The sequence below is a fragment of the Kitasatospora sp. NPDC059722 genome, assembly GCF_042733235.1.
GTDB lineage: Bacteria > Actinomycetota > Actinomycetes > Streptomycetales > Streptomycetaceae > Kitasatospora.
The window spans coordinates 46,877-71,958 of sequence record NZ_JBHWGD010000003.1 but is presented as its reverse complement, the minus strand read 5'-3'; the positions used below and the strand labels follow the sequence as shown (position 1 = coordinate 71,958).

At 73.9% G+C, this 25,082-nt stretch carries 21 protein-coding genes and 2 tRNA genes; 3 read left to right on the top strand and 20 right to left on the bottom strand.

The genetic code is table 11. The annotated features are described in order from the left end of the window. Positions 1–81: 81 nt before the first annotated feature. The 8 genes from ACFV4F_RS02685 to ACFV4F_RS02650 all read right to left on the bottom strand — a co-directional run bounded on the left by ACFV4F_RS02685 (position 82) and on the right by ACFV4F_RS02650 (position 4,928). Positions 82–154 (bottom strand) — tRNA-Ala (locus tag ACFV4F_RS02685). Positions 155–197: 43 nt separating this feature from the next. After that, positions 198–270: transfer RNA gene (locus ACFV4F_RS02680), tRNA-Ala, on the bottom strand. Between the two features lie 179 nt (positions 271–449). Then, on the bottom strand, positions 450–1,097 hold the full coding sequence (locus tag ACFV4F_RS02675) for a histidine phosphatase family protein (protein WP_380446156.1): 648 nt from the start codon (positions 1,095–1,097) through the stop codon (positions 450–452). Then, a complete protein-coding gene (gene rsfS / locus ACFV4F_RS02670; protein WP_380446143.1) occupies positions 1,094–1,552 on the bottom strand; it encodes a ribosome silencing factor in 459 nt (152 codons plus the stop codon). Before rsfS ends, ACFV4F_RS02675 begins: the two co-directional genes overlap by 4 nt. Before the next feature lie 258 nt (positions 1,553–1,810). Further along, on the bottom strand, positions 1,811–3,667 hold the full coding sequence (locus ACFV4F_RS02665) for a LytR C-terminal domain-containing protein (RefSeq protein ID WP_380500174.1): 1,857 nt from the start codon (positions 3,665–3,667) through the stop codon (positions 1,811–1,813). A 14-nt stretch (positions 3,668–3,681) separates the two neighbouring features. After that, positions 3,682–4,314, bottom strand: a complete 633-nt coding sequence (nadD, locus tag ACFV4F_RS02660; RefSeq protein ID WP_359973501.1) for a nicotinate-nucleotide adenylyltransferase — start codon at positions 4,312–4,314, stop codon at positions 3,682–3,684. Between the two features lie 136 nt (positions 4,315–4,450). Beyond that, entirely contained in the window at positions 4,451–4,606 is a 156-nt protein-coding gene (locus tag ACFV4F_RS02655; protein ID WP_380446141.1) for a hypothetical protein, read from the bottom strand. A 175-nt stretch (positions 4,607–4,781) separates the two neighbouring features. Further along, on the bottom strand, positions 4,782–4,928 hold the full coding sequence (locus ACFV4F_RS02650) for a hypothetical protein (protein WP_380446140.1): 147 nt from the start codon (positions 4,926–4,928) through the stop codon (positions 4,782–4,784). Positions 4,929–5,177: 249 nt separating this feature from the next. On the opposite strand from ACFV4F_RS02650, the gene ACFV4F_RS02645 reads away from it, so the two are divergent. After that, entirely contained in the window at positions 5,178–6,239 is a 1,062-nt protein-coding gene (locus ACFV4F_RS02645; RefSeq protein ID WP_380446139.1) for a M48 family metallopeptidase, read from the top strand. A gap of 78 nt (positions 6,240–6,317) precedes the next feature. On the opposite strand, the gene ACFV4F_RS02640 is transcribed toward ACFV4F_RS02645, so the two are convergent. The 5 genes from ACFV4F_RS02640 to proB form a co-directional block, all read right to left on the bottom strand. Next, complete coding sequence (locus tag ACFV4F_RS02640; RefSeq protein ID WP_380446138.1) at positions 6,318–7,379, bottom strand: hypothetical protein; 1,062 nt, start codon at positions 7,377–7,379, stop codon at positions 6,318–6,320. Positions 7,380–7,481: 102 nt separating this feature from the next. Beyond that, complete coding sequence (locus tag ACFV4F_RS02635; RefSeq protein WP_380446155.1) at positions 7,482–8,063, bottom strand: hypothetical protein; 582 nt, start codon at positions 8,061–8,063, stop codon at positions 7,482–7,484. A gap of 188 nt (positions 8,064–8,251) precedes the next feature. Next, entirely contained in the window at positions 8,252–9,574 is a 1,323-nt protein-coding gene (locus ACFV4F_RS02630) for a glutamate-5-semialdehyde dehydrogenase (RefSeq protein ID WP_380446137.1), read from the bottom strand. 67 nt (positions 9,575–9,641) lie between these two features. After that, complete coding sequence (locus tag ACFV4F_RS02625; RefSeq protein ID WP_380497726.1) at positions 9,642–10,166, bottom strand: hypothetical protein; 525 nt, start codon at positions 10,164–10,166, stop codon at positions 9,642–9,644. A 152-nt stretch (positions 10,167–10,318) separates the two neighbouring features. Continuing rightward, a complete protein-coding gene (proB, locus tag ACFV4F_RS02620; protein ID WP_380446135.1) occupies positions 10,319–11,455 on the bottom strand; it encodes a glutamate 5-kinase in 1,137 nt (378 codons plus the stop codon). A 324-nt stretch (positions 11,456–11,779) separates the two neighbouring features. Between proB and ACFV4F_RS02615 the strand changes: the two genes are divergently transcribed. Then, positions 11,780–12,577, top strand: coding sequence for a hypothetical protein (locus tag ACFV4F_RS02615; protein WP_380500173.1), 798 nt, complete (start codon positions 11,780–11,782; stop codon positions 12,575–12,577). Positions 12,578–12,673: 96 nt separating this feature from the next. Here the strand turns inward: ACFV4F_RS02615 and obgE are convergent, their stop codons facing one another. The 6 genes from obgE to ACFV4F_RS02585 form a co-directional block, all read right to left on the bottom strand. Then, positions 12,674–14,149 carry a GTPase ObgE gene (obgE, locus tag ACFV4F_RS02610; RefSeq protein WP_380446158.1) on the bottom strand — a complete coding sequence of 492 codons (1,476 nt, stop codon included), beginning with the start codon at positions 14,147–14,149 and terminating at the stop codon, positions 12,674–12,676. A gap of 120 nt (positions 14,150–14,269) precedes the next feature. Next, positions 14,270–14,527: a 50S ribosomal protein L27 gene (gene rpmA, locus ACFV4F_RS02605; RefSeq protein WP_030058248.1), complete on the bottom strand. Its 258-nt coding sequence runs from the start codon at positions 14,525–14,527 to the stop codon at positions 14,270–14,272. A gap of 14 nt (positions 14,528–14,541) precedes the next feature. Continuing rightward, the gene (gene rplU, locus ACFV4F_RS02600; RefSeq protein ID WP_380446159.1) at positions 14,542–14,859 is read right to left on the bottom strand and encodes a 50S ribosomal protein L21; all 318 of its coding nucleotides are present in this window, start codon (positions 14,857–14,859) and stop codon (positions 14,542–14,544) included. Between the two features lie 229 nt (positions 14,860–15,088). Next, complete coding sequence (locus ACFV4F_RS02595) at positions 15,089–18,619, bottom strand: ribonuclease E/G (protein WP_380500172.1); 3,531 nt, start codon at positions 18,617–18,619, stop codon at positions 15,089–15,091. Positions 18,620–19,017: 398 nt separating this feature from the next. Beyond that, a complete protein-coding gene (locus ACFV4F_RS02590; RefSeq protein ID WP_380446161.1) occupies positions 19,018–19,818 on the bottom strand; it encodes a TIGR03936 family radical SAM-associated protein in 801 nt (266 codons plus the stop codon). A 221-nt stretch (positions 19,819–20,039) separates the two neighbouring features. After that, complete coding sequence (locus ACFV4F_RS02585; RefSeq protein WP_380497730.1) at positions 20,040–21,968, bottom strand: TIGR03960 family B12-binding radical SAM protein; 1,929 nt, start codon at positions 21,966–21,968, stop codon at positions 20,040–20,042. 451 nt (positions 21,969–22,419) lie between these two features. Here ACFV4F_RS02585 and ACFV4F_RS02580 point away from each other — a divergent pair, with 451 nt between their 5' ends. Further along, entirely contained in the window at positions 22,420–23,715 is a 1,296-nt protein-coding gene (locus tag ACFV4F_RS02580) for a M14 family zinc carboxypeptidase (RefSeq protein WP_380500171.1), read from the top strand. 95 nt (positions 23,716–23,810) lie between these two features. Here the strand turns inward: ACFV4F_RS02580 and rodA are convergent, their stop codons facing one another. Continuing rightward, positions 23,811–25,010: a rod shape-determining protein RodA gene (gene rodA, locus ACFV4F_RS02575; RefSeq protein ID WP_380500170.1), complete on the bottom strand. Its 1,200-nt coding sequence runs from the start codon at positions 25,008–25,010 to the stop codon at positions 23,811–23,813. Between the last annotated feature and the right edge of the window lie 72 nt (positions 25,011–25,082).

The following is a 25,082-nucleotide window of genomic DNA, read 5'->3' as shown; positions in this document are numbered from 1 at the left end:
TCTCCAACAAAAACACAACAACCCACAACCATACCACCACGCCCTCCCACCCTTGGGGGGGCCCCCCCCTCTCGGCGACTGTGGAGCTATGGGGAATTGAACCCCAGACCTCTTGCATGCCATGCAAGCGCTCTACCAACTGAGCTATAGCCCCGCGACACGTGCGGCACCGGCCAGGCCGGACCACTGGTGCGGAGTGGAGCTATGGGGAATTGAACCCCAGACCTCTTGCATGCCATGCAAGCGCTCTACCAACTGAGCTATAGCCCCGCACTCACCGGATCTCCCGCTTCCCTTCCGGGCCGCGTTCCTTCCCTGCGAACGAGGAAGACTCTAGCTGGTCAGGCCCGGAACTGCGAAATCCGCCCCTGCGAGCCACCTGCGGGCAACCTACGAGTCCCTCCCGGGCCCCGCGCTCCCGCTCCCGCTCCGCACCCCGCCGCCGACACTCAGGTGTCGTCGCCGATGACCGGCTGCGGGAGCGTGCCCGCGTTGTGCTCCAGCAGTCGCCAGCCGCGCGCCCCCCGGCCCAGCACCGACCAGCAGCAGTTGGACAGCCCGCCGAAGCACTCCCAGAGCGCCGGCTCCAGGCCGAGCAGGCGCCCGAGCATGGTGCGGATCGTCCCGCCGTGGCTGACCACGACCAGCGTGCCGCTCTCCGGCAGCTTGTCGACCGCCTCCAGCACCACGGGCACCGAGCGGTCCGCGACCTCGCTGGACAGCTCGCCGCCGCCGCGCCGCACCGGCTCGCCGGCCGCCCAGGCCGCGTACTCCTCGGGGTAGCGGGCCCGGATCTCGGCGTTGGTCAGACCCTGCCAGGAGCCCGCGTACGTCTCCCGCAGGCCCTCGTGGTGCTGCACGTCGAGCCCGGTGATCCTGGCGAGCTCGTCGGCGGTGCGCCTGGCCCGCTTGAGGTCGGAGGAGATCAGCAGGTCGGGGCGGAGCCCCGAGAGCAGCCGGGCGGCGCGCTGCGCCTGCAGCACGCCGTGGCCGGTCAGCTCGATGTCGGTCGTGCCCTGGAACCGCGATTCGAGGTTCCAGGAGGTCTGACCGTGGCGCCAGAAGACGATGCGCGGGCCCCGCGCGGCCGGGCTCAGAACTGCTCCTCGGGCTTGCCGAAGTCGTCGGCCGGGGCGACGGCGTTGCCGGCCTCGTCGGTGTGGGCGTCCGGGCGGTTGCGCGAGGCGATGGCGTCCTCGGGCAGCGGCAGCTCGGGGCAGTCCTTCCAGAGCCGGTCCAGCGAGTAGAAGGAGCGCTCCTCGGAGTGCTGGACGTGCACGACGATGTCCAGGTAGTCGAGCAGGATCCAGCGGCCGTCGCGCTCGCCCTCGCGGCGCACCGGCTTGATGTCCAGCTGCTCGCGCAGCTGGTCCTCGATCTCCTCGGCGATGGAGCGGACCTGGCGGTCGTTGTTCGCGGACGCGATCAGGAAGGCGTCGGTGATCGACAGCACCTCGCTGACGTCGAAGGCGATGATGTTGTGCGCCAGCTTGTCGGCCGCCGCCTGGGCGGCGACGGTGATGAGCTGCTGGCTGTGGTCGGTGACGGTCACGGTGTACTTCCGGGTCGGCGGCGTGGGGCTGCCCCGACGCACCGCCGGGACCGCATTCCAGGATCTCACGCCGCCCGGGCCGTCCCGGAACCGCTTTTTTCCGGTGCGGGGGGGGGGGGGGGGGGGCCCCCCCCCCCCCCCCCCCCCCCCCCCCCGCCCGCCGCCGGGGGGGGGGGGGGCGGGGGGGGGGGGGGGGGTCCCACAACCACCGCGGCCGGGGTCGCCCGGCCCCCACGCGCACCGCCGGCCGCCGGCCGGCTACTGGTTCTTCGGCGGCTGGTAGTCCTTGCCGAGGACGACGACCAGGTCCGCGTTCTGGGCGTCACCGACCTTCTTCACCGCCGTGTCCGGCAGCCCGAGGCTGGTCGCCAGGGACTTCGCGGCGGTCTGCCGGGCGTCGTCGGTGTAGCGGATCTCACTGGTCGCCTGCGGCGTGCCCTTGGCGCCGCCGGGGATGAAGGTCAGGCCCGCGTTCACGATCTGGACCTGTGCGGAGGCGGCGGCCTGGTCGTTTCCGGAGGCGTCCTGGACCGACACGCGCGCCGGGGCGTCGCCCGCGACGGCCGACTTCACGGTGCCGCCGAGCACGTCCTTGACCTGTTTGCCGGCGGTGGCCTCGTCCAGCGAGCCGTCCGGCTTGACGGTCAGCGCCGTGGTGCCGAAGTGGCCGTCCTTGGCCTGCTGGGCGAGCTGGGCGAGCACCCCGGCGAGGGCGTCCTCGGGCAGCGACGGGTCGAGCACCGCGTTCATCCGGTGCACGTCGTCCTTGGCCTCGTTGAAGTCGGTGGGCATGGTGCGCACGACGGCGTCCATGACCTGGCCGAACCGGGCGAGCTGGGCGTCGCGGTTCTCCCCCGCCGCCTGCATGGTCGCGTAGGCGACCGCGGCCTTGCCGTTGAGCAGGGTGTTCTTGCCGGCCGCACTGAGCAGGGCGCCGTCCGGCTTGCCGCCGTCGTGGGTCTCGGCGTTGGTGTCCACCCGGACGCCGCCGAGCTGGTTGACCAGCAGTTCCAGGTAGGGGGTGTCCAGCCGCCAGGTGCCGGCCACGGGGGCGCCGAGCACGGCGGACAGGCCGTCGCGGGTGGCGGCGGCGCCCATCGAGGGGTCCAGTGCCTGGCTGACCGGGGCGACGGCCGGGTCGCCCGGGCCGGGCAGTCGCAGGGTGTCGGGGAGCAGCAGCACGGTGCCCTTGCCCCCGGCGGCGTCGTTGACGAGCAGCGCGCTGGAGACCTTGCCCTGCAGGTCGCGCAGGTGCACGACGTTGACCTGGCGCTTGCCGGCCGCCTTGGCCGCGGTCTGCTTGCTGTCGCCGGTGAAGAACAGGTAGCCGCCGACGCCGCCCGCGGCCAGCGCGACGGCGACACCGAGGCCGATCAGCCGGTTGCGCAGCCGCCGGCGGCGCTCGGCGCGCACCTCGCTGCGGGACTCGGCGAACTTCAGCCAGTCGATGACGTCCTCGGTCTCCTCCGCCTCCTCGTCGACGAAGGTGAACTCACCGGTGGTGTAGGAGTCCTTGGGCTCCTTGGCGCCCTTGGGCGTGCGGCTTCCGCCGACCATCTCGGACGGCTGCGCAGGCTTGGCCGGCGCCGTCCCGGCGGGCCTGGGCGTGCGCGGGCGCGGCGGCACGGGCGCGGCGGCCGCCGCCGGGGCGACGGGCTCGGGCGCGGCGGGGGCCATCGGGGCCATGGGGGCCATGGGGGCCACCTGCACCGCGTCCCCGGCCTGCGGCTCGGCCACCGGGTACGCCTGCTGCTGGTAGCCGTCGTAGGCGTACGGCTGCGGCTCCTGGTAGCCGTAGCCGCCCTGCTGGTACGCCTGCACGGGCTGCCCGTACTGGTCGTACTGCTGCACCGGCTGCTGCCCGTAGGACTCGTACGGCTCGTACTGCTGCGGGGCCTGCCCCTGCTGCTGGTAGGCCTGGTACGGCTGCTGCTGGTACTGCTCCTGGTAGCCGCCGTACGGGTCCTGGCCGTACGCGGGCGCCGCCGGCACGGGCTGCCCGTACTGGTCGTACTGCTGCACCGGCTGCTGCCCGTACGGCTGGTACTGCGGGTACTGCCCGGTCGACCAGTCCTCCGGGCGCTGCCCCGCGTCGCCGCCGCTGCGATCAGTCACGCATACGCTCCTGGTCAGGTCCCGTGCGGCGCGTACAGCGCCCGCTTGTCGATGTAGCGGACCACGCCGTCCGGCACGAGGTACCAGACCGGCTCGCCCTTGGCGACCCGGTTGCGGCAGTCCGTGGAGGAGATGGCCAGCGCGGGGACCTCCACCAGGGAGACCCCGCCCACCGGGAGTCCGGCGTCGGACAGAGTGTGCCCCGGCCGGGTGCACCCGATGAAGTGGGCGAGCGAGAAGAGTTCGTCGGAGTCGCGCCAGGACAGGATCTGGGCGAGCGCGTCGGCGCCGGTGATGAAGAAGAGGTCGGCGTCGGGGTGCAGCGCGTGCAGGTCGCGCAGGGTGTCGACGGTGTACGTCGGGCCCTCGCGGTCGATGTCGATCCGGCTGACCGAGAACTGCGGGTTCTCGGCGGTGGCGATGACCGTCATCAGGTAGCGGTCCTCGGCCGGGGTGACGTGGCGGTCGCTCTTCTGCCACGGCTGCCCGGTCGGCACGAAGATCACCTCGTCCAGGTGGAACGCGCTCGCCACCTCGCTGGCGGCGACCAGGTGGCCGTGGTGGATCGGGTCGAAGGTGCCGCCCATCACGCCGAGGCGCTTCTTCACCGGTTCCGGTCCGCCGGGAATCCCGGCCTGCTCTCCCATGGCGAGACACCTTACGCGACGCCCGTTGCGGTGCGGGAACACCCGTGTGGGAGCAGGCCGCACGTGCGGCCCGGACATGCGTGAGGGAGCGGCCGGCGGGTGTGCCGGACGCTCCCCGAGCGACCCCCGGCCCGGCTCAGCGGTCCCGGTTGAAGCGGGTGGTCACGTAGAGCAGGAGCAGCAGGACGAACAGTGCGGCGCCACCCGAGAGGTACGGGTTGAGGCTGTCGTGGTTGCCCCCCTCGCCGTCGGCGAGCAGGTTCAGGACGGGCAGTGCGGCGGCGGTGTTCATGGTCTGCTGGACCTTCTCGGCTCGGAGGACGGACCTGGGGGTGCTGGCGGGCCGGTGAGGGCCCACCCGTCATCGTACGGGGGGTGACGGGGCAACCGCTCGGCGGCCCACCGCCGCTGACCGGGCGTGAGCGAACGGTGCCACCGCGCGGGACGCGTCCGCCCCGGGACGCGTCCTAGTTGCCGCGGAAGGCGCGGGCCATGATCCAGACCAGCAGGCCGACCCCGACGAACGACGCGATGATGATGATCCGCAGGAACAGGCCCGGGCCGGGCTCGTCCGAGATCGGTGCGGCCAGGCTGACAAGGGCGTCGGTGGACATCTGCGGTGCTCCTCGGACTGCTCGGTTACCGCGGCCGGGTCCGGTCTCGGTTCTCCAGGGCCCTCAGGGTAAACCGGCCTCACACCGGGGCCCGCCACCGGCCCCTCCGGCGCGGCCGGACCCCACCGCGGGCTCGCGGCGGGGACGAGTACGCAACCGCGGACGTTGCACAAGCAGTCGTTGCAGGCGAAGACCAGCGGGGGCCGGCCACCGGCCGGGGCCGCCGTCGACCAGGAGGGTGCTCAGACCATGACCGACACGACCGCGAAGACCCCGAGCCGGCGCCGCCAGCGCTTCCCCGACATCTCCACCCGGGCCTGGGAGCACCCGGCCGACCGTTCCGCCCTGGTCGCGCTGCGCCGGCTGACCGGCTTCGACGACGTCCTCAAGAAGCTCGCCGGCCTGGTGTCGGAGCGGGCGATCCGGCTGATGTTCCTGGCCACCGCCGTGAAGACCTCCGAGCGGCAGTTCCCCGAGCTGCACGACATGGTGCGCGACGCCGCCTACGTGCTCGACCTGGAGAAGGTCCCCGACCTCTACGTCACCCAGGACCCGACGGTCAACGCCTTCACCATCGGCATCGACACCCCGATCATCGTGATCACCAGCGGGCTCGTCGAGCTGCTGGACGAGGAGGAGCTGCGCTCGGTCATCGGCCACGAGGTCGGCCACGCGATGTCCGGCCACGCCGTCTACCGGACGATGCTGCTGATCCTCACCAACATCGCCACCCGGATCGCCTGGGTGCCGCTCGGCAACCTGGCGATCATGGCGATCGTCACCGCGCTCAAGGAGTGGTTCCGCAAGGCCGAGCTGTCCAGCGACCGGGCCGGCCTGCTGGCCGGGCAGGACCTCCAGGCCTCCATGCGGGCCCTGATGAAGCTGGCCGGCGGGCACAACCTGGCCGAGATGAACGTGGACGCCTTCCTGGAGCAGGCCGAGGAGTACGAGAAGGCCGGCGACCTGCGCGACGGCGTGCTCAAGCTGCTCCAGGTGCTGCCGCAGAGCCACCCGTTCGCCGTGGTCCGGGTCGCCGCGCTGAAGAAGTGGGCCGAGGGCGACGAGTACCGCTCGATCCTGGCCGGCGCCTACCCGCGCCGCACCGACGACCCGGACACCTCGGTCACCGAGCAGTGGAAGGCCGCCGCCGACCACTACACGACCTCCGTCAAGGAGAGCAAGGACCCGCTGATGGGCCTGATCCGGGACGTCGCCGGCGGCGCCGCGACCGTGGGCGGCAAGATCCGCGACACCTTCACGGGCGCCGGCGCGCGCACCGGGTCCGCGCCCAAGGACGGCGAGGAGTCGTAACCGCGACCGCCGCCGACGGCCGGTGAGCCCCGCCCGGGGCCACCGGCCGTCGGCGTTCCCGCCCACCCGCGCCCCGCCTCAGCTCCCGGCCAGCACCCCGCACACCTGCCACGCCGGGTGCGCGTGGTCGCCCGGGTCGACCGCCGCCGGCCCCGGCACCCGGACGCCCTGCGGGGTCGCGAGCACCGGCTGCAGGAAGCCCGCCATCGACGTCGTGCACGGCTCCGGCCCGGCCTGGACCACCGCGTCCACCAGCCGCAGCTGCGCCGCGCCGAGGTCGATCCGGTCGAACTGGAAGGTCAGCTCCCGCCGCACGGTCTCCAGCGTGACCGGGGCGCCGGCGGGGGCGCCGGCCGGCCTGAGCGCGTAGACGAAGGTGTGGTCGGTGGTGACCTGCAGCGTGCCGCTGTCCGCCTCGTCGACCCGCATCACGCCGGCCACCTTCACAGTGTCGGTCGCCAGGGCCACCTGCGCCGGGTCGAAGCGGACCAGCCAGCCGGTCACCGCGTGGTGCCGGTCGTCGACGGGCTGTGCCACGCTCGCGTCGAACCCGGCCTGCTCGCCGGGCGTCACGAAGGCCCGCACGTCGGCGGTGGCGCCCTGGACGAGGGCAGCCGGCGCCAGCGAGGAGGCGACCAGGTAGCGCTGCACGGTGTCGAGCGCCTTGGTCACCTCGACCCGGCTGAAGTGCTCGGTGGACGTCCCGGCCGGGGTGTTCAGCCCCATCGTCCCGTCCCCGTACCCCGTCGGCAGCGCGGCGAACGGGTTCGCCGGGTCGGCGACCGGCCGCACCGCCGAGGCCGGGCTCAACGCGACCAGGCTGACGGTCAGTTGGCTGCCCTCGGGGCGCGCGGCCGTGCCCTTCGGCGAGCTGACCCCGAAGTACACGGCGGCCGCGAAGGCCAGCAGGATGAGCAGCAGCAGCGCGAGCGCCTGGCGGGGCACCGTGCCGAACGGGCCGAGCCGCACCTTGGGCCGGGTGGCCCGGCCGAAGGAGCCGGCCAGCCGCTCCCGGGCGGACAGCTCCTGGATCCGGGCAGCCCGCACGAACGATTCGTCGAAGACGACGGACCGGTACTCGTCCTCGTTTCCGGACCCACCGTCGGGCGTACCCTCCGGAGGCTCTCGCGGGTCACCCACACCACCAGGGTAGGCGCACCCCCGCCCCGCCACGAGGGTGCTCACGCAGATTCCCGGGAACGCTGCGTGACCACCCGCCCCGGGCGCACGACCCCCGCGGGATCAGCCGGCGGGCGCGGTGACCACCAGCGACGGCTCGGCGGGCGGTGCGGGCGCGGGCGTCGGGTCGACCCCGGCGCTGCTGCTCCCGGAATCCGGCCGCGGGGGCGCGCCGGAGGCGCCGCCCACGCCCTGGTAGATCGCCGCGACGGCGACCGCCACCAGGCTCACGCCCATGATCACCGCGAGCACCCACGCGACCGGCCGGTGCCAGCGCTGCTGGGCGACGTAGCGCCCGCGCCCCCGCACCGGACCGCCGTCGCCCCGGCCCCGGCGGCGGCCCGAACGGCCCACCGCCCGGCCCGGCCCTGACCACGGATCAGGGTAGAGGTGGTCGTCGTCGAGCCGGCTCGGGTACGGGCGCAGCTCCAGCGGCACCCCGTCCCCGGCCGGGACGTCATAGCCCCAGCCCGGACCCGCGGTGTCCGGCTCGAGCCTGGCCTCGGCAGCGGCGAGCTGCCGCTCCTTGGCCGTCGGCTCGTGCACGGCGGCGGACCGGACGAAGGCCTCGTCGAAGACCACGGTGGCGAACTCGTCGTCCGCACCACCGTGGTCGGAGCCGTCGGGGTACGGCAAGCCCCCCACATCCTCAGCCACGGATTCAGCGTATTACCGGGCGGGCGATTTGTCTGTGGCTCCTGCCAGTTGGTCCGTCACACGTGTGACGCTGACCCCGTCCATCCCGACCGGAGGCCCCGGCCGCCCGCCCCGAGCGCCCCGGCCACGCGCCCCGAGGCCCGGCCACCCCGACCGGAGGCCCCGGCCGCCCCCGCTCAGAACGCGTCGGCGTCCCCGCCCACCGTCTGCGCGGCCTCGCCGCGGACGTGCCCGTCACCGGTGACGATGTACTTGGTGCTGGTCAGCTCCGGCAGGCCCATCGGGCCGCGGGCGTGCAGCTTCTGCGTGGAGATCCCGATCTCCGCACCGAAGCCGAACTCACCGCCGTCGGTGAAGCGGGTCGAGGCGTTGACGGCGACGGTGGTCGAGTCGACCAGCCGGGTGAAGCGCCGGGCGGCGGCCTGCGAGGTCGTCACGATCGCCTCGGTGTGGCCGGAGGACCAGCGGCGGATGTGCTCGACGGCGGCGTCCAGCGAGGGCACCACGGCGGCGGCGATGTCGTACGACAGGTACTCGGCGCCCCAGTCCTCGTCGGTGGCCGGCACGACGGTGGCCCCGGTGCCCTCGGCGGCCTTGAGCACCGCGTCGTCGCCGTGCACCGTCACCCCGGCACCGGCCAGGGCGGCGAGCGCGAGCGGCAGGAAGGCGTCCGCGACGTCCTGGTGCACCAGCAGCGTCTCGGCCGCGTTGCAGACGCTGACCCGCTGCGCCTTGGAGTTCAGCAGGATGCCGACGGCCATCGCCAGGTCCGTCCGCGCGTCCACGTAGACGTGGCAGTTGCCGGTGCCGGTCTCGATCACCGGCACGGTCGAGCCCTCGACCACGGCGCGGATCAGCGAGGCGCCGCCGCGCGGGATGAGCACGTCCACGAGGCCGCGGGCGCGCATCAGCTCCTGGACGGAGTCGCGGCTCTCGCCCGGGACGAGCTGGATCACGTCGGCGGGCAGCCCGGCCGCGGCGACGGCGTCCCGCAGGACGGCCACCAGCGCGGTGTTGGAGCGGTAGGCCGAGGCCGAGCCGCGCAGCAGCACCGCGTTGCCCGACTTCAGACAGAGCGCGGCGGCGTCGACGGTGACGTTCGGCCGGGCCTCGTAGATGATGCCGACCACGCCGAGCGGCACCCGCACCTGGCGCACGTCCAGACCGTTGGGCAGCGTGTAGCCGCGCACGACCTCGCCGACCGGGTCGGGCAGGCCGGCCACGCTGCGCACGTCGGCGGCGATCGCCGCGATCCGCTCGTCGGTCAGCGTCAGCCGGTCGATCACGGACTCGGCCGTCCCGGCCTCGCGGGCCCGGGCCACGTCCTCGGCGTTGGCCGCGACGACCTCGGCGGCACGGGCGACCAGCGCGTCCGCGATCGCCAGCAGCGCGGCGTCCTTCGCGCCGCGCGGCAGCGGGGCGAGCGCGGCGGCGGCCTCCCGGGCACGGCGCGCTACGGCGAGGACGGGGCTGTCGGCGGGGGCGAGGTCGCTGGTCATGCGCCAAGGGTAGCGACTGCGCCACGCCCGCCGAGCCCCCGTTTCGCGCGATGAGACGGCCCGGCGGTCAGTACGGGTGCACGCCGCCCAGGTGCGGCGGCGGGTCCCCGAAGCCCTCCGCCACCCGCTTGTGGTACGTCGCCCGGTCGACCACCTCCAGGCCGACGATCTCCCACGGCGGCAGGTTCGCGGTCACCTTGTGCTCGCCCCACAGCCGCAGCGCGATCGCCGCCGCGTCGTGCAGGTCCCGGGCCTGCTCCCAGTAGCGGATCTCCGCGTGGTCGGCGGCGTACCGGGCGGTCAGGAAGAACGAGTGGTCGTGCGCGAGCCGCTCCAGCGAGGCGCGCAGCGAGGTCAGCGGCGTGACCTGGCCGGCCACGCTCAGCACCACGTGCCACAGCCGCGCCTGCTCGGGCACGGTCGGCGGCTCCCCCGCGTCCCGGTGGTCCGGCCGCAGCCTGCGCACCCCGCCGGGCCTCTGCGGCGGCGGACCGGACGGCTCGGCGGGAGCGTCCCCGCGTCCGCCGTCGATGCTGGTCAGCCGCCGGCCCGCCGTTCCTCCGGTCAGCGCTGCCTCGCGCCTGCGTTCCACCGGCGGCCTCCTGTTCGGCGATGTCCTGTCGTCCCCCCACCCGTCCCGCCGGCATTCGGCCGGCGCGCACGGCTGCGCCCCTCCTCGCCCGGCGGCCGGGCCCCTCCCCGTGCGGAGCGGCCCCCGGCCGGCACCCGCCCCGCGCCGGCCGGTCAGCCGCGCAGGACGACCAGGTCGTCGCGGTGGACGACCTCCCGCTCGTACGCGGCGCCGAGCTCCTGGGCCAGGTCACGGGTGGACCGGCCGAGCAGGCGGGGCAACTCCCTCGCATCAAAGTTGACCAGCCCGCGCGCCACGATGTGGCCGTTTTCGGCAATCAGGTCCACCGGATCACCCGCGGCGAACTCGCCGTCGACCTTCACCACCCCGGCCGGCAGTAGCGACGCACCCCCGGAGACGACCGCCTCGACGGCCCCCGCGTCGAGGTGCAGGGCGCCGCGCGGGCTGCTCGCGTGGGCGAGCCAGAGCATCCGGTCGGAGGTGCGGCTGCCGGTGCGCAGGAACAGGGTGCCGGTGGGCCGGCCGGCCAGCGCGTCGGCGGCGTGGCTGGCGGCGGTGAGCACCACCGGGATGCCGGCGCCGGTGGCGATCCGGGCCGCCTCGACCTTGGTGACCATGCCGCCGGTGCCGACGCCGGCCTTGCCCGCGCTGCCGATCTGGATGCCGTCGAGGTCGTGCGGGCCGCGCACCTCGGCGATCCGGCTGGTGCCGGGGCGGGCCGGGTCGCCGTCGTAGAGGCCGTCCACGTCGGAGAGCAGCACCAGCAGGTCGGCCCGTACGAGGTGGGCGACCAGGGCGGCCAGCCGGTCGTTGTCACCGAACTTGATTTCGGCGGTGGCGACGGTGTCGTTCTCGTTGACGACGGGCATCGCGCCCATCGCCAGCAGCTGGTCGAGCGTGCGGTAGGCGTTGCGGTAGTGCGCGCGCCGGCTGGCGTCCTCGGCGGTGAGCAGCACCTGGCCGACCCGGATGCCGTAGCGGGCGAAGGAGGCGGTGTACCGGGCGACGAGCAGGCCCTGCCCGACGCTCGCGGCGGCCTGCTGGCGGGCCAGGTCCTTGGGCCTTTTCTCCAGGCCGAGCGGGGCGAGGCCGGCGGCGATGGCGCCGGAGGAGACCAGGACGACCTCCGGCGCGTCCGCGCGGGCGCGCACCTTGGCGAGCGCGTCCACGAGGGCGTCGACGCGGTCGGCGTCCAGGCCGCCGGCCGCCGTGGTGAGTGAGGAGGAGCCGACCTTGACGACGATGCGCCGTGCGGTCAGCACCTCCTCCCGCAGTGAGTCGTCGCTCATCTCGCTGTACGCCCTTCCGGTGTGGTGCGGGTGCGGCCATGCCGTGGACCGGGTCGCCGGGCCCGGCCGTCACCCCCGAAATCTACGCGATCCGTGCAGGTCGGCCGCAGGGTGTTTCACCGGCTGGACCCGGCCCGGTCACGGCCTCGCCACAGCCGGGCCACCAATCCGGATGGCTGGTATGGTCCCTGACCGAAAGCCAGATCGGGGGACGGCTTCTTGCCCGCTGGACCCACTCGTCTTCGACCCTCAATGCCATCGGGCGGCACCGCACTGGGCATGCCGGCAACGGTTCGCGGTCGCGCGCCCAGGAGTTAGCGCACCATGCGTTCGTACACCACGAAGCTGACAATCGCCGCACTGGCGGCGGCCACCGCCGTGTCCCTGGCCGCCTGCGGCCCGGACAACTCGGACACCGGCGCCGCCACGGGCGGCGCCACCGGCTCGACCGCCGCGCCGACCGGCGCGGCCACCGGCGGTGCGGCCACGGGCGGTGCCGCCACCGGCGGTTCCGCGGCCCCGACCGGCGTGGCCGCGGGCGGAGCGGCCACCGGCGGCGGTGCCGCCACGGGCGGTGCGGCGGACGGCGGCGCCGGGACGGCGGGGGCGACGGGCGGCGCCGCGACCGGTGGCGGGGCCGCCGCCGGCAGCCTCCCGCAGGCCGGCACCTCGGTGAAGTTCGGCCAGCCGGCCGCGGTCGACTTCAACGACAAGACCTCGAACACCGCCGCCAAGCTCCAGCTCACCGTGACCGGCATAACCCCGGGCTCGCTCAAGGACTTCCAGGACGCCAAGGCCAACACGGCCGGCCTGGACGGCCGCGCGCTGTACTACGTCAGCTGGACCATGACGAACCTCGGGGACACCAAGCTGACCTTCAGCGCCCCGGATTCCAAGCTCAAGGTCTACGACGCGAGCGGCAACACCGCGTCGTTCGCCAACCCGGTCGGCTCGACCCCGATCGCCAAGTGCACCACCCCGAGCTTCTCGGGCGCCACCAAGGGCGTCGCGTTCAAGGGCTGCGACATCGTCAGCTTCCCGGCCGGCGGCGGCACCCCGGTGATGGTCGGCTTCGGCGACTCGACCGACATCACCAAGGTCCAGGCCGCCTGGACGAAGTGACGTCCGCTCACGCCTGAACACCTGAACACCTGAACGACCGACGCGAACGGCCCCGCCTCCCCCGAAAGGGTGGCGGGGCCGTTCGGCTGCGCGGGATCAGTCCTCGTCGTCGCCCTCGATGGCGGCCGGCCGGCCGCTCGACAGCGCCTCGAAGTCCAGGAACTCCTGCTCGGCGGCGTCCCGGCCCTTCTGCTTCTCGCGACGACGGTCGACCGCCGGCCGCGGGTTCTCGAAGCGGTGGTCCTCACCGCGGCGGCCGAGCATCTCGGCGCCGGCGGCCATGGTCGGCTCCCAGTCGAAGACGACGGCGTTCTCGTCCGGGCCGATGATGACGGTGTCGCCCTCGCGCGCCCCGACCTTCCACAGCTTCTCCTCCACGCCGAGGCGGGCGAGCCGGTCGGCGAGGTAGCCGACGGCCTCGTCGTTGGAGAAGTCGGTCTGGCGGACCCAGCGCTCCGGCTTGGTGCCGCGGATGCGGTAGGCGCCGTCCTCCTCGGTGATGGTGAAGCCCTCGTCGTCGACGGCCGTGGGCCGCAGCACGATCCGGGTGGACTCCTCGACCGGCTTGGCGGCACGCGCCTCGGCGACGATCTTCGCCACTGCGAAGCTCAGCTCGCGCAGGCCCTTGCGGGAGGCGGCGGAGACCTCGAACACCTGGAAGCCCCGCTCCTCCAGGGAGGCGCGGGTGAGGTCGGCGATGTCCTGGCCGTCCGGGACGTCCACCTTGTTGAGCGCGACCAGGCGCGGACGGTCGTCCAGGCCGCCGTACTGGGCGAGCTCCGCCTCGATGGTCTCCAGGTCGCTCAGCGGGTCACGGCCGGGCTCCAGGGTGGCGCAGTCCAGCACGTGCACAAGCACCGAGCAGCGCTCGACGTGGCGCAGGAACTCCAGGCCGAGGCCGCGGCCCTGGCTGGCGCCGGGGATCAGGCCGGGCACGTCCGCGATGGTGTAGACGGTGTCGCCCGCGGTGACCACGCCGAGGTTGGGGACGAGCGTGGTGAACGGGTAGTCCGCGATCTTCGGCTTCGCGGCGGAGAGCACCGAGATCAGCGACGACTTGCCGGCGCTCGGGTAGCCCACCAGGGCGACGTCGGCGACGGACTTGAGCTCCATGACGATGTCACGGGCCTCGCCGGGCTCGCCGAGCAGCGCGAAGCCGGGCGCCTTGCGGCGGGCCGAGGACAGCGCCGCGTTGCCGAGACCGCCGCGGCCGCCCTGGGCGGCGACGAAGCTGGTGCCGTGGCCGACCAGGTCGGCCAGCACGTTGCCCTGGCGGTCGAGCACGACGGTGCCGTCCGGCACCAGCAGGACGAGGTCCTGGCCCTCGGCGCCGGTGCGGTTGCCGCCCGCGCCGGGCTTGCCGTTGGTCGCCTTGCGCTTGGGCGAGTGGTGGTATTCGAGGAGGGTCGTGATCTGCGCGTCGACGGTGAGGATGACGCTGCCGCCCTCGCCGCCGTTGCCGCCGTCGGGGCCGCCGAGCGGCTTGAACTTCTCCCGGTGAACGGAGGCGCAGCCGTGGCCTCCGTTACCCGCGGCGACGTGAAGTTCGACGCGGTCCACGAAGGTGGTCATGGGGTGTGCCTCCAGTACGGATGAGTCTGCTTGCTACCTGCGTAAAGCCGAAGGGTGGACCGGAACATTCCGGCCCACCCTTCAGTGTGAGTCTGGTGCGACTCGTGAGTCCGCGGGGACTCAGGCCTCGACGGCCACGATGTTGACGACCTTGCGGCCGCGACGGTTGCCGAACTGCACCGCACCGGCGGTCAGCGCGAACAGGGTGTCGTCGCCACCGCGGCCGACACCGGCACCCGGGTGGAAGTGGGTGCCACGCTGGCGGACGAGGATCTCGCCGGCCGAGACGACCTGGCCACCGAAGCGCTTCACGCCGAGGCGCTGGGCGTTCGAGTCACGGCCGTTACGAGTAGAGCTTGCGCCCTTCTTGTGTGCCATTTTTCGCTATCCCCTTACTTGCTGACCGAGTCGATGCTGGTGATGCGCACCGCGGTGTGCTTCTGACGGTGACCCTGACGACGGCGGTAGCCGGTCTTGTTCTTGTAACGCAGGATGATGATCTTGTCACCCTTGGTCTGGTCGACCACCTCGGCGTGAGCCTTCACGCCGGCCAGGACCCACGGGTCGGAGGTGACGGCGTCACCGTCGACGACCAGGATGGTCGAGAGCTCGACCGAGTCACCCGGCTTGGCCTCGATACGGTCGATCTCCAGCACGTCGCCGACGGCGACCTTGTGCTGGCGGCCGCCTGCGCGAACGATCGCGTACATGCGGTACCTGCTTTCCTTGCTCGGTCGGAACCCCCGACGCCAGCCACCTGGGTACGGACACAGGAGCCTCTCCCCGCCCCTCCGCGCTGGCGCGGACGTACCGGGAAGGTGATGTGCTCGGGAGCAATGGCGTAGACACGCCGATGGTCAAGAATACGGACCGGCCGCCCGGGGGGCAAACCGGCCCGTACGGCCCGGGGCGGGAAGGGTCCCGCCCCGGGCGTGGGCACTACTCGGCCGCCGTATCACCTTCGGCGGCCGCCGCCTTCTTGGCCGCCGCGCTCGTCCGCTTGGTCGCGGTCTTGCGGGCGGTGGTCTTCTTGGCCGCCGTCGTCGTCTTCTTGGCGGCGGTCTTCTTCGCGGCGGTCTTGCGCGCGGCCCGCTTCTTGGGGGCCGGCGCCTCCTCGGCCTCGGCCTCGGCGGCCGGCTCCTCCGCGGGCGCCTGGGCCGCAGCCTCGGCGGCGGCCTCCACCGGAGCCTCCTCGACGACCGGCTCGGCGACCGGCTCGGCCGGGGCCGCGGCGGCCACCGCGGCGGCCTCCAGGGCCGCCTCCAGCGCCGCGTCGGCCTTCGCCTGCAGCACCACGATCTCGGCGCCCTGCGGCGAACCGGCCGGGGCCGTCGCCTTGCGCACCGCGCGGCGGCGCGGACGGCCCGCCGGAGCGGCCACCGGGGCCGGCTCGGCGACGGGGGCCCCGACGGCCTCCGCGGCCGCCTGGGACACCGGCGCCTCGACGCCCGGGACCTCCAGGGCCAGCTGGCCCTCGATCTCCTCGCGCACCGGCTCGGCCGGGGCCTCCGGGGCCTCGACGAGCTCGACGACCGTCTCCTCCGTCACCGGCACGGCCTCGACGGCCTGCGGCTCCTCGTGGCCCGCACCGCCCTTGCCCCGGCGACGGCGCTTGCCGCCCTGGCCCGCCTCGACGGCCGCGGCCGCCGGGGCGTGGGTGTGGGCGCTCGGCTGCTCCATGTGGACGATCACGCCGCGGCCGTTGCAGTGCACGCAGGCCTCGGAGAAGGACTCCAGCAGGCCCTGGCCGACCCGCTTGCGGGTCATCTGGACCAGGCCCAGCGAGGTGACCTCGGCCACCTGGTGCTTGGTCCGGTCCCGGCCCAGGCACTCCAGCAGGCGGCGCAGCACCAGGTCCCGGTTGGACTCCAGCACCATGTCGATGAAGTCGATCACGATGATGCCGCCGAGGTCGCGCAGCCGCAGCTGGCGCACGATCTCCTCGGCCGCCTCGATGTTGTTCCGGGTGACCGTCTCCTCCAGGTTGCCGCCCTGGCCGACGAACTTCCCGGTGTTGACGTCGATGACGACCATCGCCTCGGTGCGGTCGATCACCAGCGAACCGCCGCTGGGCAGCCAGACCTTGCGGTCCAGCGCCTTCATCAGCTGCTCGTCGATCCGGTAGGTGGCGAACACGTCCACCTCGGAGGTCCAGCGCTGGAGCCGCTCGGCGAGGTCCGGGGCCACGCTGGAGACGTACTCGTGGATGGTCTGCCACGCCTCGTCGCCGGAGACGATGACCTTGGTGAAGTCCTCGTTGAAGATGTCGCGCACGACCCGGACGGTCATGTCCGGCTCGCCGTACAGCAGCGCGGGGGCGTTGCCGGTCGCGGCCTTCTTCTGGATCTCCTCCCACTGCTGCTGGAGGCGCTGGACGTCGCGGGTCAGCTCGTCCTCGGAGGCACCCTCGGCGGCGGTGCGCACGATGACGCCCGCGTCGTCCGGGACGATCTTCTTGAGGATCTGCTTCAGGCGGGCGCGCTCGTTCTCGGGGAGCTTGCGCGAGATGCCGGTCATCGAGCCCTCGGGCACGTAGACCAGGTAGCGGCCGGGCAGCGAGATCTGGCTGGTCAGGCGGGCGCCCTTGTGGCCGATCGGGTCCTTGGAGACCTGCACGAGCACGGACTGGCCGGACTTCAGCACCGACTCGATCCGGCGCGGGCCGCCGTGGCCGCCCAGCGCGCCGAAGTTGACCTCGCCGGCGTACAGCACGGCGTTGCGGCCCTTGCCGATGTCGACGAACGCGGCCTCCATCGACGGCAGCACGTTCTGGACCTTGCCCAGGTAGACGTTGCCGACGTACGAGGTGGCCTGCTCCTTGTTGACGTAGTGCTCGACGAGCACGCCGTCCTCCAGGACGCCGATCTGGGTGCGCTGGCCGTTCTGGCGCACCACCATGACGCGCTCGACCGACTCGCGGCGGGCCAGGAACTCGGCCTCGGTGATGATCGGCACCCGGCGGCGGCCCAGCTCGCGGCCCTCACGGCGGCGCTGCTTCTTGGCCTCCAGGCGGGTCGAGCCCTTGATGGACTGGACCTCGTCGGGGTCGAAGGACGGCTCGGTCGAGCGGCGGCGCGGCTCGCGCACCTTCACGACCGTGCGGACGCCGTCCTCGGTGGTCTCGGCGGCCTCGACCGCACCGGCCTCGCCGCTGCGGCGGCGACGCCGGCGGCGACGGCGCGACGAGGACAGGCCGGCGGCCAGGTCGTCGTCGTCCTCGTCCTCCTCGTCGACGGCCGCGGCGGCCGGCTCCTCGGCGGGCTGCTCGGCCTCGTGGGCCTCGGTCTCGAACTCCTCGGCCTCGCCACGGCGGCGGCGACGGCCGCCCCGGCGGCGGCGGCGCGACGGACGGCCGTCGTCCTCCCACTCGCCCTCGGTCTCCGGACCGGCGGCGGGGGCCTCGACGACGGCGACGGGCGCCTCGACCGGGGCCTCGACGACCACCGGAGCGGCCTTGGGGGCGGTCTTGGGGGTGGCCTTGGCGGCGGCCTTCTGGGCGGCCTTGGCGGCGCCCTTCGAGCGGCCCGGCTCGACCCGGGCGCGCACCCGGCGGCGACGGCCGACGCCGCTGTACTCGAACTCGTCCTCCTCCTCGCGCTCTGCGGCCACCGGGGCCTCGACGGCAGCAACCGGGGCCTCGACGGCGGCGGGCTGCTGCTGCGTCGCGGCCGGGGCGACGTAGGGGGCCGGCTCCTGGAACACCGGGGCCTGGAAGATCGCGGTGGACGGGCGCACGGCGCGGCGGCGCACCCGGTGCGGCGGCTCGGCCTCGACGGCCGGGGCGGGCTCGGCGACCGGCGCGGGCGCGGCGGCCTCGGTCTCGGTCTCCTCCTCGGCCGGCTCCTCCTCGGCCACCGGCTCCTCGACCGGGGCCTCGACGACCGGCGCGGCCTCGACCACGCGACGGCGGCGGGCGCGGCGGGCCGGCGCGGCGGGCGCCTCCTCGGCGGCGGGCTGCTCGGCCTTCTCGGCCACCGGCTCGGCCACCGGGGCCTGCTCGACGACGGCCGGGGTCTCGGCGGCGGGCGCCCCGGCGGGGGCCTCGGCGCGCTTGCGGGTCCGGCGGGCCCGGACCGGCTTCTCGGCCGCGGGGACCTCCTCGGCCGGAGCCTCGGCGACGGCGGCGGGCTGGGCGTCGGCGACGGCCGGCGCGGTGACGACGATCGAGGCCGCCTCCGGCGCCCCGGCGGGGGCCTCGGCACGCTTGCGGGTCCGGCGGGCCCGGACCGGCTTCTCGGCCGCAGGGGCCTCCTCGGCCGGAGCCTCGGCCACGGGGGCCGGGGCGGCCTGCGCCTCGGCCGGGATCACGGTCTCGGCGGCCTCGGCCGCCGCGCCCTGCGGTGCACCCGCCGGGCGGGACACCGCGCGGCGACGGCGGCGCGGCGGCGCGGCGGACGCGCCCTCGCCACCGGTCGCACCGGTGTCGTTCGGTTCCGTCGCAGACTGCTGCGGATCGGTGTTATCGAGCATGCGGGTGGATCTCCCGTCAGGCCCCCGGGCTCCGCATCCGGGCACGGCACGACACCTGCGGCCGGCCGGCACCGCTCACGGTGCTCGGGCCGGACCCTTTCACGGTGCCGCCGCGCGGACGCGAGGCCGCACAGGGGCTCGTAGTCTCGCTCGGCGCCCCACGCTCGGCGGGGTGTCGAAAGTCTTCTGGTCTGACCAGTCTTCTGTGGTTTTCCCAAGCTGCGCCGTCCCCCAACCCCGGGTGGCTCCCGGAAGGGGTCCTCGGGCCCACCGACCGTCCTGGTCGGCGGGCCGCAAGGGGCCGGCCTGTGCTGCGACGACGCTCGCTCCCCTGGGGAGCCGCGGGAACCCCGGAGGTCCGTCGGGTCCAGTGAGGCACTGGACCCGGCCTCCGCCCGCTAGGCGGACGCGGTAGCGCGCGGCCCTGCGGCCGGATCGGAACCGGCCGGGGCCGCGGCGCGGTCGAGCGCCAGCGGGTCGGTCACCGTGCCGGACTCCTCGTCGAGCGGCCCCTGCGCCAGCCTGGTCACCTCTGCGGGGACCGGCGGCGCCAGGTCGGCCGTCACACGGAGACCGGACAACACGTCGTCGGGTCGTACGGCTGGTGTGGCGTGTCGTACTACCAGGCGCAGTATCGCACAGGCACGGCCGGTCCGAACATCGTGGGCCGCTCCGGCCTCCGTGTCCGCACCGCCGTCGACCTGCGGCGCGAGCACCTCGAGCGCCGCCACGGCGCCGCGCGCGTCGAATACGCGCACGCCGTTCTTGGTCTGGCGCTGCACCTCGACCCGCTCCTCGGCGAGGAAGACCCCGACCGCGCGGGCCGCCTCCTGCGGCTCGACGCCGTCCAGCCGCACCCGCCACTCGGAGGCCTCCAGGCGCTCCACGAAGTTCGGCGTCCGGACCTCGACCGCGTCGATGACGTCCAGTCCGGCGGGCAGCGACTCGTCCAGCTGGGCGCGCAGCGCCTGCGGATCGCGGACGGCGGCGAGGCCGATCTCCAGGTACTCCGCCTCGCTGGCCACCCCGGTCGGGGCGGCGTTGGCGTAGGACACCTTGGGGTGCGGGGTGAAGCCGGCCGAATACGCCATCGGCACGGCCGAGCGGCGCAGGGCGCGCTCGAAGGCGCGCTGGAAGTCGCGGTGGCTGGTGAAGCGGAGCCGGCCGCGCTTGGTGTAGCGGAGACGGATCCGCTGCACCGTCGGCGCGGGCGGCGGACCGTCGGGCGTACGGCGTGCCAGGTCGCTCAGTCCTTAGTCAGTTGTCCCCGTCCGGCGCGGCGGGTTCCCGCCACTGTCCGGACTCTGTCACCTCAAAGGGTACGCGCCCCGCCGCGCCCCTCGCTCCGCCCCTGGTCAGCCGCACACCGACGACCCCCGGCCGGAGTGCCCCGGCCGGGGGTCGTCGGTGTGCCGAGGGACTACTTGTTCACGACCGTCAGCGGCAGCATCTTCTTGCCGGTGGGGCCGATCTGGATAGCCGTCTGCATCTGGGGGCACACGCCACAATCGAAGCACGGCGTCCAGCGGCAGTCGTCGACCTCGACCTCCTCCAGGGCGTCCTGCCAGTCCTCCCACAGCCAGTCCTTGTCGAGGCCGCTGTCCAGGTGGTCCCAGGGCAGCACCTCCTCGTAGGTGCGCTCGCGGGTGGTGTACCAGTCGACGTCGACGCCGGTGCCGGCCAGGGCCTTGTCGGCGCAGGCCATCCAGCGGTCGTACGAGAAGTGCTCGCGCCAGCCGTCGAAGCGGCCGCCGTCCTCGTAGACGGCGCGGATGATCCCGCCGACCCGGCGGTCGCCGCGCGAGAGCAGGCCCTCGACGATGCCCGGCTTGCCGTCGTGGTAGCGGTAGCCGATGTTCTTGCCGTACTTGCGGTCGCCGCGGATCGAGTCCCGCAGCTTGGCCAGGCGGGCGTCGGTGGCCTCGGCGGACAGCTGCGGGGCCCACTGGAACGGGGTGTGCGGCTTGGGCACGAACCCGCCGATGGAGACGGTGCAGCGGATGTCGTTCTGGCCGGTGACCTCGCGGCCCTTCTGGATGACGTTCTTCGCCATCTCGCCGATCTGGAGCACGTCCTCGTCGGTCTCGGTCGGCAGGCCGCACATGAAGTACAGCTTCACCTGGCGCCAGCCGTTGCCGTACGCGGTGGCGACGGTGCGGATCAGGTCCTCCTCCGACACCATCTTGTTGATCACCTTGCGCATGCGCTCGCTGCCGCCCTCGGGGGCGAAGGTGAGGCCCGAGCGGCGCCCGTTGCGGGACAGCTCGTTGGCGAGGTCGATGTTGAAGGCGTCGACGCGGGTGGACGGCAGCGACAGGCCGATCTTGTCCTCGGTGTAGCGGTCGGCCAGGCCCTTGGCGATGTCGCCGATCTCGGTGTGGTCGGCGCTGGACAGCGACAGCAGGCCGACCTCCTCGAAGCCGGTCGCCTTGAGCCCGCGCTCGACCATCTCGCCGATGCCGGTGATGCTTCGCTCCCGCACGGGGCGCGTGATCATGCCGGCCTGGCAGAAGCGGCAGCCGCGGGTGCAGCCGCGGAAGATCTCGACGGACATCCGCTCGTGCACGGTCTCCGCGAGCGGGACGAGCGGCTGCTTCGGGTAGGGCCACTCGTCGAGGTCCATGACGGTGTGCTTGGACACCCGCCACGGCACGCCCGGGGCGTTCGGCACGACGCGGCCGATCCGGCCGTCGGCCAGGTACTCGACGTCGTAGAACTTGGGGACGTACACCCCGCCGGTGCGCGCGAGGCGCAGCAGCAGCTCGTCGCGCCCGCCCGGACGGCCCTCGGCCTTCCAGGCCCGGATGATGTCGGTGATGTCGAGCACGGCCTGCTCGCCGTCGCCGACCACCGCGCAGTCCAGGAAGTCCGCGATCGGCTCGGGGTTGAACGCCGCGTGACCGCCGGCCAGGACGATCGGGTCGTCGTCGGTGCGGTCCTTGGCCTCCAGCGGGATGCCGGCCAGGTCGAGCGCGGTCAGCATGTTGGTGTAGCCGAGCTCGGTGGAGAACGACAGGCCGAACACGTCGAAGGCCTTCACCGGCCGGTGGGCGTCCACCGTGAACTGCGGCACGTCGTGCTCGCGCATGAGCGCCTCGAGGTCCGGCCAGACGCTGTAGGTGCGCTCGGCCAGCACGCCCTCGCGCTCGTTGAGCACCTCGTAGAGGATCATGACGCCCTGGTTGGGCAGGCCGACCTCGTAGGCGTCGGGGTACATCAGCGCCCAGCGGACGTCGCAGGCGTCCCAGTCCTTGACGGTCGAGTTGAGCTCGCCGCCGACGTACTGGATCGGCTTCTGGACGTGCGGGAGGAGGGCCTCCAGGCGTGGGAAGACCGATTCGACAGTCATGTACTAGGAACCCTTACGACGTGATTCGGGGCCGCGCGCACCGGCAGGCGACGGCTGGGAGGGGTGACCCTCAAGGGTAGCCCAATCCGGGGAACGACCCGGCGGGCCCGATCGGCGGCCACCGCCCGCCGGACGCCCGCGGCGCCGCCTGCCCCCGCCCCCGCCCGCGGCGCGCACCGGCGCGGCCCGGTCCGTTCGCACCCGCCCCGCACGCACGGTGCGCGCCCGCCGTCCCCGGGCCGTCCGCCGTTGACACCCCCGGACGGCCCGTGCGCTACTGGCAGGGCTCCGCCACCGACCCCTGCACCCCTTCCCGCGCCGGGAGTTGGGCCGTACGCTCGGCCCCTCGCCGACTCCCCACCGGCGACCGACACCGCCCCGGCCCGCGGGCCGCGGCCGGCGGCGCACCCGTCCGCGCCCCGGCGGCCCTCGCCCGGGGGCAAGGAGAAGCATGACCGACACCGGCCACCGGGTCCGTCCGCCCCGGCCCCTCGACGTGACGCCGGCCCGCTACCCGACGGTGGCCGGCGCCGAGGCCGCGGCCCGGCGGCTGGCCCGCAGCCACCCCGACCGCTGCCGGCTGCGCGAGGTGGGCCGCTCCCGCGCCGGACGGCCCCTGCTGCTGCTCTCCGTCGACCGCGGCCCGCACACCGTCCTGGCCGTCGGCGGCCCCCACCCCAACGAACCCGTGGGCACCGCCACCGCCGTCCGCCTCGCCGAACTCCTCCTCGCCTCCCCCGCCCGCCCCGGCCTCTCCTGGCACCTCCTGCTGTGCCTCGACCCCGACGGCGCCGCCCTCAACGCCGGCTGGCTCGACGGCCCCCTCACCATGCGCCGCCACTACCAGCACTTCTTCCGCCCCTCCTTCGAGGAACAGCCCGAACTCCTCCCCGCCCCCACCGCCGGCCGCCGGCCCATGCCCGAGAGCCTCGCCCTCACCGCACTCATCGACGAACTGCGCCCCTTCCTCCAGTGCTCCCTGCACGGCGTCGACTTCGGCGGCGCCTTCGTCCAGCTCACCCGCCCCGTCCCCGGCCTGCCCGAACGCTTCGCCCGCTCCGCCGACCGCGCCGGCCTCCCCCTCGACATCGACTCCTTCGACGCCATCGGCTGGGCCAGCCCCGCCCCCGGCACCTACCTCATGCCCACCCCCGGCAGCGACGCCGCCACCCGCGCCCTGCCCGACGAACCCGAACTCTCCACCTGGTCCTACGCCACCCGCCACGGCGGCGTCACCGCCGTCCTCGAAGTCCCCATGTGGTCCGTCGACGCCGTCGCCGACCCGCGCCCCCACCCCGCCGTCGGCCCCGCCGTCACCGCCGCCGCCCGCACCCTGCGCGACCGCGCCGAGGAACTGGCCGGACTGCTCGCCCGCGTCCCCGTACACGCCCGCGCCGTGCACGGCCCCCTGGTGCGCGCCGCCGATTTCAACCTGGCGGTCTGCCCGTCGGTCGCGGACGAGTGGCTGGAGCGCTGGTGCGCGGAGCCGCTCACGGTCTCCCGGGTGACGACCGCCGCGATCGTCGCCGCCCGGGTGCCGCTGCGCGTCGCGTCGATGCTGCTGCGGCTGCTGGCCGACGTCCGCGGACCGGGCGCGGAGGCCGGCCGCGAGCGCGCCCGCGCCATCGTCACCGAGAGCCTGAACCAGCTGCGCCACCGCTTCGGCGCCCGCTGGGTGCCGGTCGAGGAGCAGGTGGCCCACCAGACCCGGGCCGCCCTCGCCGCCGCCGAGTGCCTGCTCGGCTGACCCTCAACGGCCGAGCCCCGTACAGAAGTCGAGGGCCGACCCGGGAATCGCTCCCGGACCGGCCCTCGACTCGAGGACGTGCTCTCACGCCGCTCTCACGCCGCTATCGGCCGCTGGCTGCGCACCGCCTGGAGCAGTCCGATCGCGATCCACACCGCGAACATCGACGAACCGCCGTACGACACGAACGGCAGCGGGATGCCCGCCACCGGCATGATGCCCAGGCACATCCCGATGTTCTCGAACGCCTGGAACGACAGCCACGCGATGACGCCCGCCGCGACGATCGTCCCGTACAGGTCGGTCGCCTGCCGCGCGATCCGGCAGGCCCGCCACAGCACCACGCCGACCAGCAGGATGATCGCCAGCGCCCCGACGAAGCCCAGCTCCTCGCCGGCCACCGTGAACACGAAGTCGGTCTGCTGCTCCGGCACGAACTGCCCTATGGTCTGCGTCCCGTGGAACAGCCCCTTGCCGGTGAGCCCGCCCGAGCCGATCGCGATCCGGGCCTGCGCGGTGTTGTAGCCGACGCCGGAGGGGTCGAGCTGCGGGTTGGCGAACGCGGCGAAGCGGTCGATCTGGTACTTGCTCAGCAGCCCGAACTTCCAGACCGCGACGGACCCCGCGGTGCCCAGGACCAGCAGCCCGAGGACCCAGCGGTTGGCCGCGCCCGAGCCGAGCAGGATGCCCAGCACGATCGCGGACATCACCATGACCGACCCGGCGTCCGGCATCAGCAGCACGAGGCCCATCGGCAGGCACGCCCAGACCAGGCCCCGGAAGACCGCCCGGTGCGAGGGGAACGCCCGCTCCCCCGCGTCCACCTGGTCCGACAGCACGACCGCCATCGCCAGCACGATGCCCAGTTTCGCGAACTCGGCCGGCTGGACGGAGAAGCCGCCGCCGAGCTGGATCCACGAGTGCGCGCCGTTGATGGTCGAGCCGATCGGGCTCAGCGTGGCCATCAGCAGCAGGATCACGGCGACGTAGACGAAGGGCACGAGGGTGCGAAAGCGCCGGCTCCCTATCGCTATCACGACGGCGCACAGCACGAGCCCGACGACGACGTTGGTGAGGTGCCGGTAGAGGAAGTACTGCGGGTCCCCGTGGGTCAGCGAGTCCCGCCCGCGGGTGGCCGACCACACCAGCAGCGAGCTGCCCAGCGAGAGGGTCAGCGCGGCCAGCAGCAGTATCCAGTCGAGCCGCCACAGCGGCGAGTCCTTGGCGAGGGCCTTGGACACCCCGGTGCGCTGCGGCGAGAGCCGCAGCTGCCGGGAGGAACCGTACGAGGTCATGCGCGTCCCCCTCCCGCGCCGCGCGGCGGGTGGAGCGCCGGGCCGGCCGCGGCGAGCCGGGGGGCCGGGGGC